Consider the following 15,103-nt stretch of genomic DNA (forward strand, 5'->3'; position numbering starts at 1 on the left):
AATCTGGCCCGAGAACAGGGGACGGAGGCGTGGTCGAGGGTGCGAGGTCGGGCACGACGGGTGGCGGCCGAATGGCGGGGCCGCGGCGGGAGTGACGGTGCAGGCAGGGGACGGCGGTGCGGGGGGTGGTACGGAGCCCGCGGGGGGTGTGCCGGGAGAAGGAACGACGCCGTACCGAGCCTGCAGAGCCGCACCGGGAGAAGGAGCGGTGCGGCCCCTCGACAAGAGCTGCTGTCGAAGGACGGCCAGTCGATGCTGTGGCGCAGAACGGGGCGATGCTGTCTGGCGGCTGGGCGCGCCAGCCGGTGGACGATCGGGATGCTGCGGCTGGTGGACGGCTGGAATCGACGCTGGAAGAACGGGCGCTATCGAAGGGAGGAATCGCGAGACGCGTCTCGAGGGCAGCGAAGCGAAGACGACGCCAGGTCGCTGGTCGCGCCGGGGCGTCAGAAGAACGGCTTCGAGTTCTCGGGCTCCTCGTCCGGGAGGGTGATGAGGTTCTCGCGGCCGACGCTGATCTTCCGGACCTCGCCCTCGCTCTCCATCTTCGAGAGGAGGCGACTCACCTTCGACTTCGACCAGTCCGTCTGCTCGATGATCTCCTTCTGCTGGAGCCGCCCGCCGTTCTCGCGGAGGATCTGGCGGACGCGCTCCTCGTCGGTCAACACGGGGGTACTGGGCGGTTCCGGGCCGACCTGCTCGGACTCCTGCGGGGGTGCCATGCGGTCCTCGACCTGTCCGGTCTCCACGCCCGTCTCGGGCTGGTCGTCCTCGTCGCCGAGGTACTGGGACGCGACCGCGCGGGCCGACGCGGAGTCGACCCGGCCGGTGTAGACCAGCCGGCCGGCGACGAGGATCGCCACGAGGAGCACGACGTAGAGCAGCGGCGAGACGACGCTGGTCGGGTCCGTCCCGAGATTCGCCTCCGTCTCGTCGCTCAGGAGGTCGCCGTCGGTATCGGCGACGGTCGGGTCGGTGCCGAGGGCCTTCTCGCGCGCGTCGTCGAGCCCGTCACCGTCGGTGTCGGCGACGGTCGGATCGCTCTTCCACTTGAACTCCTGGAGGTCGGTGAGGCCGTCCCCGTCGGTATCTGCCTTCTTGGGGTTCGTCCCGAGGTCGAGTTCCGCGGGGTCCGTGAGACCGTCGCCGTCGGTGTCGGCGTCGGTCGCGTTCAGGCCGTTCTCGAGCTCGAACCCGTCGGTGAGGTTGTCACCGTCGGTATCGGGGTTGGTGGGGTCGGTGCCGACCGATATCTCCCGGGCGTCGCGGGCCTTGTCGCCGTCGGTGTCGGGGTCGGTCGGGTCGGTCCCGTACTCGTTCACCTCCGGGCCGTCCTCGAGGGTGTCGCCGTCGGTGTCCACGGCGGTGAGGTTCGTGCCGTGTTTCAACTCGGCGGTGTTGGAGAGGCTGTCGCCGTCGACGTCACCGTCTTTCGTGATGACGAACACCTGGACCGAGGTGTCGTCGAAGACCGTGGAGCCGTTGCCGACCGTGACCGTCACCTCCTGCTTGCCCGTCCCGTTGAACGGCCACGACTTGGACGAGAGGGTCACGGTCGAGGTGTTCCCGGAGATCGTCGTCTGGGCACACGGGCCGGTGGTGGTACTCCCTCCGGTGCTCGAGGTGTTCGACTGCGACCCGGTCTTCCGGAGGCAGACGGACAGCGGCTCGTCGGAGACGTTCCCGCCCGGGGACGTGAGCTGGACCGTGACCGTCTGGTTGGCCTGCTGCCAGAGGAACACCCGGTCACCGCTCCCGTTGTAGTCGACGACCGCGGGACCGGAGATGCCGACGTTCTCGATGCTCGTCTGGTTCGCACGCGAGGGTGCGGCCTGCGCGGGCGAGACGGCGGCGGTCCCGACCAGCACGAGGCTGACCAGCAGCCAACAGCGTATCGTTCGTCCGTTCATCTATCGAATCGTCGCGTAGTGTATCCGGCCATTGTCGTATCCGTCTCGCCGCGGTCGACCAGTCAGTCGCTCCCCGAGGTCTGTTCGCGCGAGGAGAGTGCGTCCGCGCCGGAGAGGGAGCCAAAGAGCGTCAGCATCCCGATGGCGAGCAACTCGGCCGACAGCCCGACGACGCCGAGTGCGGTTCCGACGAACAGCATCGAGGCCACGCCGGTCGCGGCCAGGTAGTAGAACGTCCAGTCGTGATCGCGGCCGGTCGTCGACTCGTCGGTCGCCTCGTCGCCGGCCGGCTCGTCGAGGTACGGCATGAGTTCCTCGGCGAGGGGCTGGCGCTCGACGATGCCACGGTCCTGGTTGTAGTCGATGACGCCCTCCTCGTCCAGTGCGGGCAGGTGCGACTGGTAGAGCGCGATGTAGACGCGCTGGCGCTCCTTGGAGGTGAGTCGCTGGACCGTGGTGTCGTGCTCCCAGGCGGCGACCTGCTCTGCGATGTCGCGCATGCGGACGGGGTCGTCGGTATCCTGCAGGTAACGCAGGACGTCGCGGCGACGACGGTTCTGGAGGAGGTGGAACATGTCGTCCTTGGTGAACTCGTCCGTGCCGTCGGGGAGGAGCTCGGGCGGAACCTCGCTTTCGGACTCGGTGTCTTCTACTGCGGCGCTCATTGTCTCATCCGATACATTCGATACAGCGATAATAAACCCGGCAACTCGTCCCGACAGTTGGATTATGTATAGACTGTTTCGGACTGTTGCGGACTGTCGAAACAGAGCGGGAAAGTCTGTTTCAGACGGTTTAACGGCTGTTTGTGGGTGGTGTCACGAGTTGCCAAACTTGTTTAATCAGGTGGACTTAATCGGGGGTGCAGTTCCAGATTAAGACCGGGACAAAGCGAGTTAGTCTACAATTTCCGATACGTAACGTCGACCCCGTCTTCTTTGGCACGTGCTAACGCGCCGGGGACGTCGACGACGAACCCGTCGTCCGCCAGTCGCTCGGCCATCGTCGTCACGTCGATCTCGGCGAACTCGTCGTGGCCGGTGCCGACGAGCACCCCGTCGTAGTCCTCGAAGGAGAGGGAGTCGGTGACCGGGACGTCGAAGTTCTCGCGGACCGCGTCGGCGTCGGCGTGCGGGTCGTAGACGACCATCTCGACGCCGTACTCCTCGAGGTCGTCGAGGATGGCGTCGACCTCCGAGGTCCGGATGTCGCCGACGTTCGGCTTGTAGGCGACCCCGAGCACGAGGACGCGGCTCTCGCGGGGGACGTTGCCCGTATCGTTCATCGCCCGGCGGACGAGTTCGGCCACGTGCGAGGGGACGTACTCGTTGATCTCGCGTGCCTTCATGATGAGCTCCGGCGCGAAGCCCTCCTGTTTCGACTGGTAGGAGAACAGGTGTGGGTCCACCGGGATGCAGTGCCCGCCGACGAGGCCGGGGCGGTACTCGTCGTGGAAGTTCCACTTCGTCCCCGCGGCCTCCAGCACCGCCTCGGTGTCGAGGTCGAGGTGGTCGCAGGCGATGGCGAGTTCGTTCACCAGCGCGATGTTGATGTCGCGCTGGACGTTCTCGATGGCCTTCGCGGCCTCGGCGGTCTGGATGTCGGGCGCACGGTAGACGCCGGCGTCGACGATGGACTCGTAGACGGCGGCGACCTGGTCGCAGACGTCCTCGGTCCGGCCACTGACGATCTTCGTCACGTCCCGCAGGCCGCGCTTGCTGTCGCCCGGCGAGACGCGCTCGGGGGAGTAGCCGACCTCGAACTCCTCGCCGACGGTGAACCCGGACGTGGACTCGAGCGCGGGGACGAGCACCTCCTCGGTCGCGCCGGGGTAGACCGTGGACTCGAGGACGACCGTCGTCCCCGCGCTCATGTGTTCGCCGACCGTCTCGCCGGCGCTCTCGATGTACGAGAGGTCCGGGGTCCCGACCTCGTCGACCGGTGTCGGGACGGTGAGGACGACCACGTCCGCCCGCGCGATGGCGTCGGGGTCGTCGGTGAACGTCGCGTCGCTGTCGGCGACGCGGCCGTCGCCGAGTTCGCCCGTCGGGTCGGTCCCGTTCGAGAGGGTGGCGACCTTCTCTGACTGGACGTCGTAGCCGACGACGGGGTGGCCCTCCTCGGCGAATGCCAGGGTGAGCGGGAGGCCGACGTAGCCCAGGCCGACGATGCAGACCGACTCCGTCTCGGCGTCTGGCGGCGCGAGCGTCTGGCTCATGGACAGACACCTCCGTGCCTGTGCGTCGCGTTCGTCGCTGCGGGTGGCGTTCGATTGGCTGAGACTCGCATCTGTACGACACCCACGGGACCCGTCGGCCTTCGTTATAGACCGCAATAGCCCGACTTAGCGGCGCGGTAATCTCGGCCGAAACTGTCCCAGCGGGTGTCGTTCGTCGTGAAACGCCCGACCGTCGTCTTATCCAGACTATAATAATGCCCCTCACAGCCGGGTGTTGGAACGAGCCCAGTCTCACGCTGGCGACCACGAGACTCCCTCGACGAGGCATACACCATGACCACAACCACAGACGACGAAACCGCGGCGGGCGTACCGAGCGTCACGACGCGGATCGACGAATCGGCGAGCGAGCACATCGTGACGATGCTGCACGACGCCCTCGAGAACCACGACCGCGTGGACGACGACCCGCACGTCCTGGCCGTCGGCATCGGCCACGAGGCCGACGACGAGGCCAGCGGCGAGTCGCTGAACGACCTCGCACAGGAGACGCTGTTCGAGCTGAAGTCGAACGGCATCGAGGTGATGGGACTCTCGAGCGGGGCGGCCGTCGACACGCTCGGCGAGCAGGCCGACACCCCGACCGACTGCTACGACGCCATCGTCCTGTTCCGGCCGTTGCACGAGGTCGACGACCTCGGGGTGGACGACCTCCTGTCCGAGGAGGCGCCGTTCCAGCTGTTCGTCGACGTCACCGGGACGGTCGAGCCCGCGTCGGTCGTCGAACACGGGGCGGTCAGCGTCACCTACCGGGGTCTCTGATGTACCGGGACGCGACCGTCGCCGTGGTCGTTCCGGCGTACAACGAGGCCGAACACGTCGGCGACGTCCTCACGTCGATCCCGCGGTTCGTCGACCGCGTGTACGCCATCGACGACCAGTCGACCGACGGCACCTGGGACGAGATCTGTCGCGTCGTCTCCGAGACCGCCGACATCGACGCGTCGGACGACTCGGCGCCGCCGGCCGGCCACAGGGACCCGGACCCGCCGGAGGAGGACGCGACCGACTCGCGGGTCGAGGATGCGGTTCCGCCGGCGACCGACGGCGGGACGGTCCCGCCCGACATCGTCCCCATCCGCCACGAGGAGAACAGGGGGGCTGGCGGCGCGCTCAAGACCGGCTTCGAGCGCGCACGCGAGGAGCAGATGGACGTGACGGTGACCCTGGACGCCGACGGCCAGATGGACCCCGACCAGATGGACGACCTCGTCGAACCGGTCGCCACCGGCGAGGCGGCCTACGCGAAGGGGAACCGCCTCGCCGACCAGGAGTACCGCGCGGAGATGCCGACGTTCCGACTGGTCGGCAACTGGCTGCTCTCGACCCTGACGAAGGTCGCGAGTGGCTACTGGAACGTGATGGACTCCCAGAACGGCTACACCGCCATCTCGCACCGGGCGCTGCGCGCGCTGGACCTGGAGTCACTCGGGGACGACCACGAGTACACCAACGACATCCTCGTCCAGCTCAACGTCGAGGGCTTCGACGTCGTCGACGTTCCCATGGCGGCCGAGTACGGCGAGGAGGACAGCACCATCTCGCTCACCGGGTTCGTCCCGCAGACCTCGCTGGCGCTCTTGCAGGGGTTCCTGTGGCGCCTGAAGGAGCGCTACGTCGCCCGCGACTTCCACCCGCTCTCGCTGTTCTACGGCATCGGGGCGGTGGCGGTCCTGGCGGGCATCCTGCGCCAGCTGTTCCGCCGCGAGGACGACGGGTCCGTCCTCCTGACGCTGCAGGGTACCTTCCTCGTCCTGATGGGGATGGTGCTCGACCGGCGCGAGAACCAGCGGGAGGGAGGTGAGTGACGATGCGCGTCATCGTCACCATCCAGCACCCCGGCCACGTCCACTTCTTCAAGCACGCCATCTGCGAGCTGGAGGCACGCGGCCACGAGGTCCACGTCTTCGCCCGGCGCATGGGCGTGAACCTCGAACTGCTCGACGCCTACGGCATCGACTACGAGGTGCTCGCCGACGAGTCCGAGGGGCTGTCCTCGCTGGCCGTCGTGCAGGCGACCTACGAGGCGAAGCTACTCGCCCGCGCCCGGCAGATCGACCCGGACGTCATCACCGCCATCGGCGGGGTCGCGGCCTCCCACGTCGCGAAACTCGTCGGCGCGGAGAGCATCGTGTTCTACGACACCGAGCACGCGACGCTCATCAAGTCGCTCGCGTACCCCTTCGCGGACCGACTCTGCCTGCCGGACTGCTACGACGGCGACCCCAGCGGGCAGCAGACGCGCTACCCCGCCTACCACGAACTCGCCTACCTCCACCCGGACCGCTTCGAACCGGACCCGACGGTGCTGGAGGAGGTGGGGCTCTCGCCCGAGGACTCGTTCGTCGTCGGGCGGTTCAACGGCTGGGGCGCGTCCCACGACCTCGGCGAGGGCGGCTTCGACAACGTCACCGAGGTGTTCGACCGGCTCGAATCGACCGGCGCAGAGGTGCTGTTCACGTCCGAGAAGCCGCTCCCGGACCACCTCGAGGACCGCCGGATGACAGTCCCACCCGAGCGCATGCACCACCTGCTGTACTACGCCGACCTGTTCGTCGGCGAGGGCGCGACGACCGCGGCCGAGAGCGCGGTCCTCGGGACCCCCGCGGTGTACGTCAACACGCTCACGATGGGCTACACCCGGGAACTCGAACGCGAGTACGGCCTGCTGTACAACTTCGACAGCAAGAACCGCCACCAGGAGGCACTGCGCAAGGCCGAACACATCCTCGAGGACTACCAGCCGGCGCGCTGGGAGCGCCGGCGCCAGAACCTGCTCGCCGACAAGGTCGACGCGACCGACGTCATCGTCGACCAGGTGACCGAGCCCCGGTCGAAACTGGCCGTCGCATGAAGGTCCTCCAGCTCATCACCTCGACGCGGACGTTCTTCGAGACGCAGGTCGAGACGTTGGAGGACCGCGGCGTCGAGTGTACCACTCTCGCCGTCCCGGGGACGTACGCCCCCGACGAGCCCCGGTCGGTCTCGGACTACTTGAAGTACGCGCCGAAGGTGCTCCGGGAGTCCATCGACGACTACGACGTGGTCCACGCGAACTACGGCCTCGTGGGTCCCTTCGCACTCGCCCAGCCGCGGCGGCCGGTCGTCGTCACCTTCTGGGGGACCGACCTGATGAGCGACATGACGTGGCTACGGAGTCTGAGCCGCCAGAGCGCCCGCCTCGCCGACGAGGTGGTCCTGCCGAGCAAGGCGATGGCGCCCGAGGTGCCGACGGACTACGCCCACGTCCCCTTCGGGGTCGACACCGAGCAGTTCCGGCCGATCCCCCGCGAGGAGGCGAAAGAACGCGTCGGCTGGCCGCAGGACGAGACGGTCGCGCTGTTCCCCTACGAGACGACCCGGCCCGAGAAAGACTTCGACCGGGCCCGGCGGCTCGTCGAGCAGGCCGACGCCGACGTGACCCTGCGGCCGGTCTCCGGCGTGGACTACGCCGAGATGCCGTACTACATGAACGCCAGCGACCTGCTGTTGCTCACCTCGACCCGCGAGAGCGGTCCCATGACGGTCAAGGAGGCCGCAGCCTGCAACCTGCCCGTGGTCTCGACCGACGTGGGGTTCGTCCGCGACGTGGTCGGCGACGTGGCGCACTGTCACGTCTCCGACGCCGACCCCGACCTCGTCCGGGGCATCGAGCAGGTGGCCGCCCCGGACGTGCGCTCGGACGGCCGGTGGTCGGACGAACTCGTCAGTCACGACGAGATGGCCGACCGCCTGCTCTCGGTGTACGACGCCGCACTCGCCTGAGTTCTCTCGCCGCCCGTCGAGTCGTTGCACCTCCGTTAGCGGACAGTTAAGCGGCGGAACGACGCACAACCGGCGGACAACGACCGGGAGTAACTGCTCGTTTCATCTGTCAGCCGCCAGTAGGACGCGACCATGTCACCCGCGCTGCAGCCGCCGCGTTCGCTCCCGACAGCGTCGTCCGCGACCCACCGTCCACCGACACGACCCCACCCCGGAGGTGACCGTCGGTGAACGTCAGAGACGCGTACATCACCACGAACCAGGTGCAGTCGCTGGCGATGGACGAACTCCGCGACGACGGCGACCACGACCTCTCGCTGGGCGACCGGTTCGACCTCTGGCGCGACGGCTTCCAGAGCCAGGCGGCCACCCTCTACGACTTCGAGGAGCACGGCCGCGACGCCTACCTCGACGACTACCGCCGGTACGTCCGGACGAAGCGCATCAACGGGCGCTGGAGCCTCGCGCTCGACAACAAGCTCCTGTTCCACCGGCTGCTGGAACCCTTCGACGAGCATCGACCCGAGCTGTACGGCGTCGTCCGCGACGGCCGGTTCCACCACGTCTCCGACGGGCGGACGGGAGACGGCGTCCCGGCCGACACCGTGCCCGCGCCGGACGCGGAGGTCTCTCCGACCCGCTTCGGGCGGCGTGACGACGGGCACCCCGGCGACGCCGAACTCACCGGCGTCGACGACCGGAACGCGGGCGCGGTCGTCTACGACCACCTCCGGCGCGAGGGAAACCTCGTCCTGAAGTGGACGAACGGCGGGGGCGGCAACAACGTGCTCCTCTGTCAGCGCATGGACGACGGCGTCCGGATCGACGGCGAGACCGTCACCCGGGAGGCGTTCGAGCGCCGGGTCGACGCCCTGTCGGACTACCTCGTGACCGAACTCGTCGGGATGGACACCTACGCCTACCACCTCTACCCCGACTCGCCGAACACCATCCGGGCGCTGTCGATGTACGACGCCCAGGCCGGCGAGCCGTTCCTCGCGACCGCGGTCCACCGCATCGGGACCGACGCCTCCGCGCCCGTCGACAACTGGTCGGCCGGCGGGCTCTCGGCCAGCATCGACCTCGACACGGGGGAGTTGAGCCCCGCGGCGCGCGCCCCGAAGTTCGGCTGGGAGGGCCGCCGCGAGGTCCACCCCGACACCGAGGAGCAGATCGCCGGCGTCACCGTCCCCGGCTGGGACGACATCCGCGAGGAGCTGCTGGCGATGGCCGACGAACTCTCGTACGTCCCCTACATCGCCTGGGACATCGTCGTCGACGCGCCGGGCGAGTTCGCGGTCATCGAGGCGAACAACTACACCGACGTCGACCTGTTGCAGGTCCACGAGCCGCTGCTGACGGACGAACGGGTCAGGCGCTTCTACGAGACACACGACGTACTCTAGGGCGCGACGACGGCAGAGGGGGTCGACGAGGAATCAGACGGTGCCCGGGGGGACGAGCCAGTAGGGGGTGCGACGCTCCGTCCCGGCCGCCATCGCGGTCCAGTCGACCACGTCGTTCACCCGGAGCTTGTGCCGGACGGGCAGGTCGTGGAGCCGTTGCGTGTTGGGGAAGAGGTGCTCGTCCATGTCGTTGCGCTCGTAGATGTCGCGGCGGTCCGGCCACGCCGACTCGAAGGGGTCGAGCAGGGGGAGGGTGCGGCGGGCGAACAGCTCGATCTGGTTGAGCGTGTGCGAGTCGTGGGGGCGGTCCGGCGGCCGGTTCTCGAGGATGTCCGGGTCGAGCTGGCGGCAGGCGTCGAGGAACGTCTTCGTGTTCCGGTGTTCCGGCGGCGCCGAGAGGTGCCAGTCGATGAGGGCGGTGTCGAGGACGAAGAACGACTCCAGGTAGTTGTCGAAGAGGTGGCGGCGGAACGGGATGGAGGGCTGGTTGCTGATGCCGGCCACGTCGATGACGTTCTGGATGTCGTCGGCGCGGGCCCTGGCCTTCTCGACCTCGCGGCCGACCGCCTCGCGGACGAACCCGTGGGGGTCGTCGGCCGCGATTCCGACCTGCTCGGCCAGTGCGGTCGACCCGCCCTCGACGTAGCCGAACTTGTCGAGCAGCGCCTCGACCGGGTCGGGGTCCGGGTCGAGCCGGGGGAGTGGCAGGCGCTTGCCGAACCCGTGGACGTAGTCCTGCTTGAGGAAGTGGCCGGTGAGGAAGGTGTCACACAGCAGGCCGTGGTACATCGTGTCGACGCCGACCTCGTCGTCGTAGCCGGCGTGGTGGATGTGCAGCGACTCCTTGATGCCCTGCGAGTACTGGACCTTCTCGTCGGTCGGTTCGATGTACCGGCGCGAGGGCTCGAAGGCGACGTGGCGGGTGTCGTACTGGTGGGCCAGGTCGCGTGCGCCCTGTGTCTCCTGTGCCTGCGGATGGCCGACGGTGAACGCCACGTCGATGTCGGGTATCTGTGAGAGCAGCAGGCGCGAGTCGTAGCCGGCCGAGAGCATCATGCCCTTCGTCCCGGGGTAGTGCGACCGGCGGGTCATCGCCCGCTCCAGGCGGTCGGCCAGCTCGTCCACGTAGTCGAACTCGCGGGGCTCGTGGACGAACCGGTCGAGCGTCGTCACGTCGCTCGCGGTGAGGTAGGCGTCGACGGGGGCGCGGTGCAGGTCCTCGAAGGCGGTCTTCTCCCCGAGGACGACGCCGAGGTGGAGGAACTCGCCGATGGCCTGACGGTCCCGCACCGGGTCGACCATGGTCCGGGCGACCGCGGTCGCGTCGGTCCCGAACACGCGCACGCCGGGCTCGTCGGTGTAGTAGCAGGCCCACGACCGGACCGGGTCGGTGGCGACGATGGCCTCGCCGTCGTGTTCGACCACGGCGAGGTACGAGCCGTTGAGGTCGGCCAGGGCGTCGGTGCCGCGCTCGGCGAAGGCGTCGAGGAGCCACGCCGCGGGCGTCTGCGAGCGACCGGCGGGGACGAACGCCTCGCCCCAGACGGCACAGACGCCGGTCTCGTCGTCGGCGACGGAGGTCCGGTTCGGGATGCCGAGGCCGGGGCTGCGGACCCCGACGGTCACGCACTCGCCGTCGAGCACCTCGTCGAAGCGCCGGTCGCCGACGTTCGCGTCGAACCGGTCGCGGTCGCCGAAGACGCCGAACAGCTCCTTGTCGTTCGAGCAGGTGACCGCGGGCGGGCCTGCATCGTTGTCCGGCCGGGTCGGGCCGTCGTAACCGCGCCGAGCCGCGTCTGGGTCACGCACTGTCGCTCGCCCTCGCATGGGTGTACGCACGCGTCAGCCCGACGACCAGGGTCAGTGCTGTCACCATCGACATCGCGACGACGGCCGCCCGTTTCCGCTGGGTCGCGCCACGGGCCACCGCCGCGAGCACGCCGGGGACCTCGTGGCTGGAGACGGCCGCCTGTCGGAGGTAGCGGGTCCCGGCGACCGGGCGGCCCTCGGCGAGGAAGTGCTTGGCGACGAAGAGGTTCCGCTGGCTGCGCACGTCGTGGCCCTCGGCCTCGAGTTCGTCGATGGTGTCCTCGTACTTCGCCAGCAGCGCCTCGTTGGCGTCGCGGTAGGTCTCCGCGGAGGGGCTGGCGGTGTCGTGCCGGATCATCAGCGGCTCGGCGACGTGGGCGAGCTTGCCGGCCTGGACGACCCGCAGGGCGAACTCGGTGTCCTGGAACCGGTCGAGGTCCTCGTCGAAGCCGCCGACCTCGCGGGCGACCTCGGTCTCGACGAGGAGCGTCGAGCCAGCGCCGGTGTGGAGGTTGTCGGCGAGTATCTCGCGGACGAGTTCGTCGCCGCCACCCTCGGTCGGGTGGTCGGCCTCGGCGCGGTCGAGGAGGGCGGCGATCCGGCGCTTCAGGCCGTCGCTGGAGCCGCCGAGGTCGTACTCCCAGTCGCAGTAGGCGGCGACCCAGTCGTCGGGGGCGACCTCGAGCCGGGCGAGCTGTCGTTCGAGCTTCTCCGGCTTCCACTCGTCGTCGGAGTCGAGCAGGGCGACGTACTCGCCCTCGGCCTGGTCCAGGCCGGTGTTCCGGGCGACGTTCGCGCCACGGTTCTCCTCGTGCTGGAACGTCCGCAAGCGAGGGTCGTCGTACTCGGCCAGGACCGCCTGTGTGTCGTCGGTCGAGGCGTCGTCGACGACGATGCACTCGATGTCGGTGACGGTCTGGGCGAGGACGCTGTCTATCGCTCGCTGGAGGGGCGTTGCACGATTGTACGTGGGGATGATGACGCTGACTCTCGGCATTCACCCGGCCTTCGAGACGAGGGCTGTTTGTTATCGACCGGTTAAGCGGCGGGACGGATTCCGGGACCGTCCGCGCCCCGTCGCCATCCCGTCATTCCTCGTCGATGACGGTGTGTTCGATGAGCTGACTGAGGGCGCTCCGGATGCGCTGTGACACGCCGGAGGTCGAGATGCCCAGTATCTCCGCGAGCTGCTCCTGGGAGATGCGCCGGGGCACGTCGAAGTAGCCCGTCTCGAACGCGGTGCGCAGCGTCTCCAGCTGGGTGTCGGTCAGCCCGAGGAAGGCGTCCTCGTCGAACGTGTCGGTGTACAGTCGACGGATGTTGAACTGGATGTCCTCCTCGTTGCAGAAGTCGCGAAAGCGCAACAGCGCCTCCCGCGTGGGGATCTCCAGGCGCACGAGCCAGCCGCCGTCGCCGCTCCGGGCGTCGACCAGCCGGATGTCGAGCTTGGCGGTCGCGGGCGTCACCGCCCGGGCGTCGGGGAGCAGGCGGACGCGGTACACCCGGTAGCTGTCCTTCTCGGCGACGAGCGTGGGGTCGGCGACGGTGTGGTCGTCGACGAGGGCGCGCTCGAAGGCCTCGTACTCGTCGCCGGAGACGGTGAAGAAGAAGATGGTGACGTCGCTGTCGACCACCGTCTGGTACTCGGGTCTGACGGTCACGTCCGGGACGGTCGCGATGGTGTGGCTCAACAGGAGGTCCGGGTGGACGAGGTGGACCTCGGTGATGAGCGGCGAGGACTCCTCGTCGAGGAGCCGGGGGACCGGCGTCTCGTCGTCCGACAGGTCGATGATGAACGGGCTCTCCCGCCAGGCCCGCGCGGCGTCGTCGCCCGCGTCCTCGGAGCTCATCGGCCGCCCCCGCGCTGGCGTCCCGTCATCTGTCGAACAGCTCGGCCATGACTGTCGCCTGGCTGGCGCGCAGTCGCCGGTCGACCGTCGTCTGGCTGTCGCCGGTCAGCTCGGCGACCTCGGTGCTCCTGACCGTCCGGGGCCACTCGAAGTAGCCGGCCTCGTGGGCGGTCCGGAGGACGTCCAGTTCCGCGGCCGAGAGCTGGCGTTCCACGTCCGCGAGGGCGCCCTCTCGCGACCGGACCGACCGGCCGGTCCGACGCCGGGCGAGCACGTCGACGTCGTCGCCGCCTACGTCGAGCGCGGTGCGGAGGTCCGCGACGTCGGTACCGGCCGGGACCTCGACGGTGAAGTGGACACCGTCGTCGCGCGGCGCGAGCCCGTGGACGGCCCCGTCGGCTGCGGCGACCGTCGACAGGATCGGGTCCGCCAGCAGGACGTGACAGGTCCCGTCGTCGCCGGGCCAGTGGACCGACCACACGTCCGAGCAGTCGCCACAGAGGCGTTCGAACGTCTCGGTCTGGTCCTCGGGCACGTCGAAGAAGGCGCGAGCGCCCTCCTCGACCGCGTAGAGCGCCTGGAGGTCGACCCCGGCGCCGAGCCGGTCGACGAGTCGCGGGAGGAACGTCGTCGCCGAGTGCGCGAGGCAGTCGAGTTCGACCCGGTGGTCGGTCATGGCGCGCTCGCGGACCTCCATGGCGTCGATGGCGTAGCCCGCGGTCGTCGCGAGTTCGCGGGCGAGCGTGCCAAGGACGCCCTCGAAGGTGTCGCCCTCGGCGCCGAAGACGGTCAGGACGCCGTGGGTCAGGCCGTCGAACGTGATGGGGAGGCTGAGGACCGAGCCGTGGCCGCACTCCCGGGCGACCGCGCGCCAGGTCGGCCCGCCCTCGCCGTCGTCGAGGTGGAACGCCTCGGTGGTGCTGCCGGTGGCGGCGGTCCGGGCGGCCGGCGCGCCGGTGTCGTCGTCGGGGTCGACCGCGTCGATGGAGACGCGTTCGATGTACTCGCCGTCGCCGGCCCACGACCGCGGCGAGACGGTGCCGTTCCGGGTGTCGGTCCGGCCGACCCACGCGAGGGAGACCTCGTCGAACCCGACCAGTCGCTCACAGAGGGTCTGCTCGACGGCCTCGCGCGACTCGGTCTGGACGAGTTCGTGTTCGATGGTGCGTACGCGGTCGGCCACGTCGGTCAGGAGGGTCGCGTGCCCCCCGCTGGTCGCGGACTCGCCGGGCGGGCCGGCCGTCGCCGCGTCGGGCCAGCCGAACGCGAGTTCGCCCAGCGAGGCGACGAGCCTGGCGGTTTCGACGGTCCGCACGTCGACGTCGGCGGCGGTCACCACGAGGACGCCGATGCCCGACGCCGGGACGACCACGCTCCGGGCGTTCTCCGCCCCCTGTATCGTCGCCTCGCCGATGAGCGTCTCCTCGGTGAGGTAGGCCCGCGCGATGGGCGAGCCCTCGCCGAGTTCGTACGAGGTGGTCGGCTTCTCGTCGCGGGCGTCGGAGAAGGCGGTCAGCTGGAGCGTCTCGGTGCGGGGGTCGTGGAGGTAGAACTCGACGGGCGCGTCGCCGAGCAGGTCGGTCGCGGTCTCGACGAGGCGGCGACTCACCTCCAGTGGGGTCCCGCCGTCGAGCACGTCGCCGACGTTCCCCGGCGAGACGCGCTCGGGGGCCCGTCTCGTCGCGGACTCGAAGCGGTGGGTCGCGTCCTCCTCGATGGCGCCGCGGAGCCGTGAGGCGAACACCTCGTACCCGGTCACGTCGTGCCAGGCCACGTCGGTCGCGCCGAGCGAGAGCGCCTCCTCGACGCTCAGCGGCCCGGACTCGTCGATGACGGTGTAGAGGAGGGTGTCCTCGAACGCCTCGGCGAGGGTCCGGATGGCCGCCTCGGGGCGGTCGCCGCCGGTCTGGGCGTCGACGACGATGCAGTCGACGTCGAAGGTCACGTCGGCCCAGTCGTCGCCCGGCTCGACGGGTGGGTGGGTCAGGAGGGTCGGGTCGTCGAAGTTCTCGTCGAGCGTTCCCGCGGCCGGGGCGAGGCGCTCCTCGCTGCCGACGAGCAGGAAACACGGCGTCGAGGACCGCGACCTGACGGTTGCGTCGCGGCTCATCGTCGTGGCACCCC

Annotated in this window: 12 protein-coding genes; 5 read left to right on the plus strand and 7 right to left on the minus strand. The window is 69.4% G+C overall.

All coding sequences use genetic code 11. The features are described from left to right. Positions 1 to 446: 446 nt before the first annotated feature. The 3 genes from NOV86_RS14795 to NOV86_RS14805 form a co-directional block, all read right to left on the minus strand. Positions 447 to 1,910, minus strand: coding sequence for a DUF7343 domain-containing protein (locus tag NOV86_RS14795; RefSeq protein ID WP_267642371.1), 1,464 nt, complete (start codon positions 1,908 to 1,910; stop codon positions 447 to 449). Positions 1,911 to 1,972: 62 nt separating this feature from the next. Next, positions 1,973 to 2,575 carry a DUF7344 domain-containing protein gene (locus tag NOV86_RS14800; protein WP_267642372.1) on the minus strand — a complete coding sequence of 201 codons (603 nt, stop codon included), beginning with the start codon at positions 2,573 to 2,575 and terminating at the stop codon, positions 1,973 to 1,975. 236 nt (positions 2,576 to 2,811) lie between these two features. Continuing rightward, a complete protein-coding gene (locus NOV86_RS14805) occupies positions 2,812 to 4,128 on the minus strand; it encodes a nucleotide sugar dehydrogenase (protein ID WP_267642373.1) in 1,317 nt (438 codons plus the stop codon). A gap of 294 nt (positions 4,129 to 4,422) precedes the next feature. Between NOV86_RS14805 and NOV86_RS14810 the strand changes: the two genes are divergently transcribed. The 5 genes from NOV86_RS14810 to NOV86_RS14830 all read left to right on the plus strand — a co-directional run bounded on the left by NOV86_RS14810 (position 4,423) and on the right by NOV86_RS14830 (position 9,320). Then, complete coding sequence (locus NOV86_RS14810) at positions 4,423 to 4,911, plus strand: hypothetical protein (protein ID WP_267642374.1); 489 nt, start codon at positions 4,423 to 4,425, stop codon at positions 4,909 to 4,911. Then, positions 4,911 to 5,957, plus strand: a complete 1,047-nt coding sequence (locus NOV86_RS14815) for a glycosyltransferase family 2 protein (protein WP_267642375.1) — start codon at positions 4,911 to 4,913, stop codon at positions 5,955 to 5,957. The genes NOV86_RS14810 and NOV86_RS14815 overlap by 1 nt, the downstream gene beginning before the upstream one ends. Before the next feature lie 2 nt (positions 5,958 to 5,959). After that, positions 5,960 to 7,003 carry a DUF354 domain-containing protein gene (locus NOV86_RS14820; protein ID WP_267642376.1) on the plus strand — a complete coding sequence of 348 codons (1,044 nt, stop codon included), beginning with the start codon at positions 5,960 to 5,962 and terminating at the stop codon, positions 7,001 to 7,003. Then, positions 7,000 to 7,914: a glycosyltransferase family 4 protein gene (locus NOV86_RS14825; RefSeq protein ID WP_267642378.1), complete on the plus strand. Its 915-nt coding sequence runs from the start codon at positions 7,000 to 7,002 to the stop codon at positions 7,912 to 7,914. The genes NOV86_RS14820 and NOV86_RS14825 overlap by 4 nt, the downstream gene beginning before the upstream one ends. 227 nt (positions 7,915 to 8,141) lie before the next feature. Further along, positions 8,142 to 9,320 (plus strand): sugar-transfer associated ATP-grasp domain-containing protein, encoded by a 1,179-nt coding sequence (locus NOV86_RS14830; protein ID WP_267642379.1) that lies wholly within the window; start codon positions 8,142 to 8,144, stop codon positions 9,318 to 9,320. Between the two features lie 33 nt (positions 9,321 to 9,353). Here the strand turns inward: NOV86_RS14830 and NOV86_RS14835 are convergent, their stop codons facing one another. The 4 genes from NOV86_RS14835 to NOV86_RS14850 form a co-directional block, all read right to left on the minus strand. Next, positions 9,354 to 11,129, minus strand: a complete 1,776-nt coding sequence (locus NOV86_RS14835) for an asparagine synthetase B family protein (protein WP_267642380.1) — start codon at positions 11,127 to 11,129, stop codon at positions 9,354 to 9,356. Beyond that, a complete protein-coding gene (locus tag NOV86_RS14840; protein ID WP_267642382.1) occupies positions 11,122 to 12,126 on the minus strand; it encodes a glycosyltransferase family 2 protein in 1,005 nt (334 codons plus the stop codon). The genes NOV86_RS14835 and NOV86_RS14840 overlap by 8 nt, the downstream gene beginning before the upstream one ends. A 91-nt stretch (positions 12,127 to 12,217) precedes the next feature. Next, positions 12,218 to 12,979 carry a helix-turn-helix domain-containing protein gene (locus tag NOV86_RS14845; protein ID WP_267642384.1) on the minus strand — a complete coding sequence of 254 codons (762 nt, stop codon included), beginning with the start codon at positions 12,977 to 12,979 and terminating at the stop codon, positions 12,218 to 12,220. A gap of 25 nt (positions 12,980 to 13,004) precedes the next feature. Then, a complete protein-coding gene (locus tag NOV86_RS14850; protein WP_267642385.1) occupies positions 13,005 to 15,089 on the minus strand; it encodes a GAF domain-containing protein in 2,085 nt (694 codons plus the stop codon). Positions 15,090 to 15,103: the final 14 nt, after the last annotated feature.

This window comes from Haloarchaeobius amylolyticus, assembly GCF_026616195.1.
Classification (GTDB): Archaea; Halobacteriota; Halobacteria; order Halobacteriales; family Natrialbaceae; genus Haloarchaeobius; species Haloarchaeobius amylolyticus.

Bases quoted from the DNA above. Each gene is read 5' to 3' on its own strand.
- NOV86_RS14825 (WP_267642378.1), top strand. From the start codon at position 7,000: ATGAAGGTCCTCCAGCTCATCACCTCGACGCGGACGTTCTTCGAGACG.
- NOV86_RS14815 (WP_267642375.1), top strand. From the start codon at position 4,911: ATGTACCGGGACGCGACCGTCGCCGTGGTCGTTCCGGCGTACAACGAG.
- NOV86_RS14795 (WP_267642371.1), bottom strand. From the start codon at position 1,910: ATGAACGGACGAACGATACGCTGTTGGCTGCTGGTCAGCCTCGTGCTG.
- NOV86_RS14810 (WP_267642374.1), top strand. From the start codon at position 4,423: ATGACCACAACCACAGACGACGAAACCGCGGCGGGCGTACCGAGCGTC.
- NOV86_RS14805 (WP_267642373.1), bottom strand. From the start codon at position 4,128: ATGAGCCAGACGCTCGCGCCGCCAGACGCCGAGACGGAGTCGGTCTGC.
- NOV86_RS14800 (WP_267642372.1), bottom strand. From the start codon at position 2,575: ATGAGCGCCGCAGTAGAAGACACCGAGTCCGAAAGCGAGGTTCCGCCC.
- NOV86_RS14840 (WP_267642382.1), bottom strand. From the start codon at position 12,126: ATGCCGAGAGTCAGCGTCATCATCCCCACGTACAATCGTGCAACGCCC.
- NOV86_RS14820 (WP_267642376.1), top strand. From the start codon at position 5,960: ATGCGCGTCATCGTCACCATCCAGCACCCCGGCCACGTCCACTTCTTC.
- NOV86_RS14850 (WP_267642385.1), bottom strand. From the start codon at position 15,089: ATGAGCCGCGACGCAACCGTCAGGTCGCGGTCCTCGACGCCGTGTTTC.
- NOV86_RS14845 (WP_267642384.1), bottom strand. From the start codon at position 12,979: ATGAGCTCCGAGGACGCGGGCGACGACGCCGCGCGGGCCTGGCGGGAG.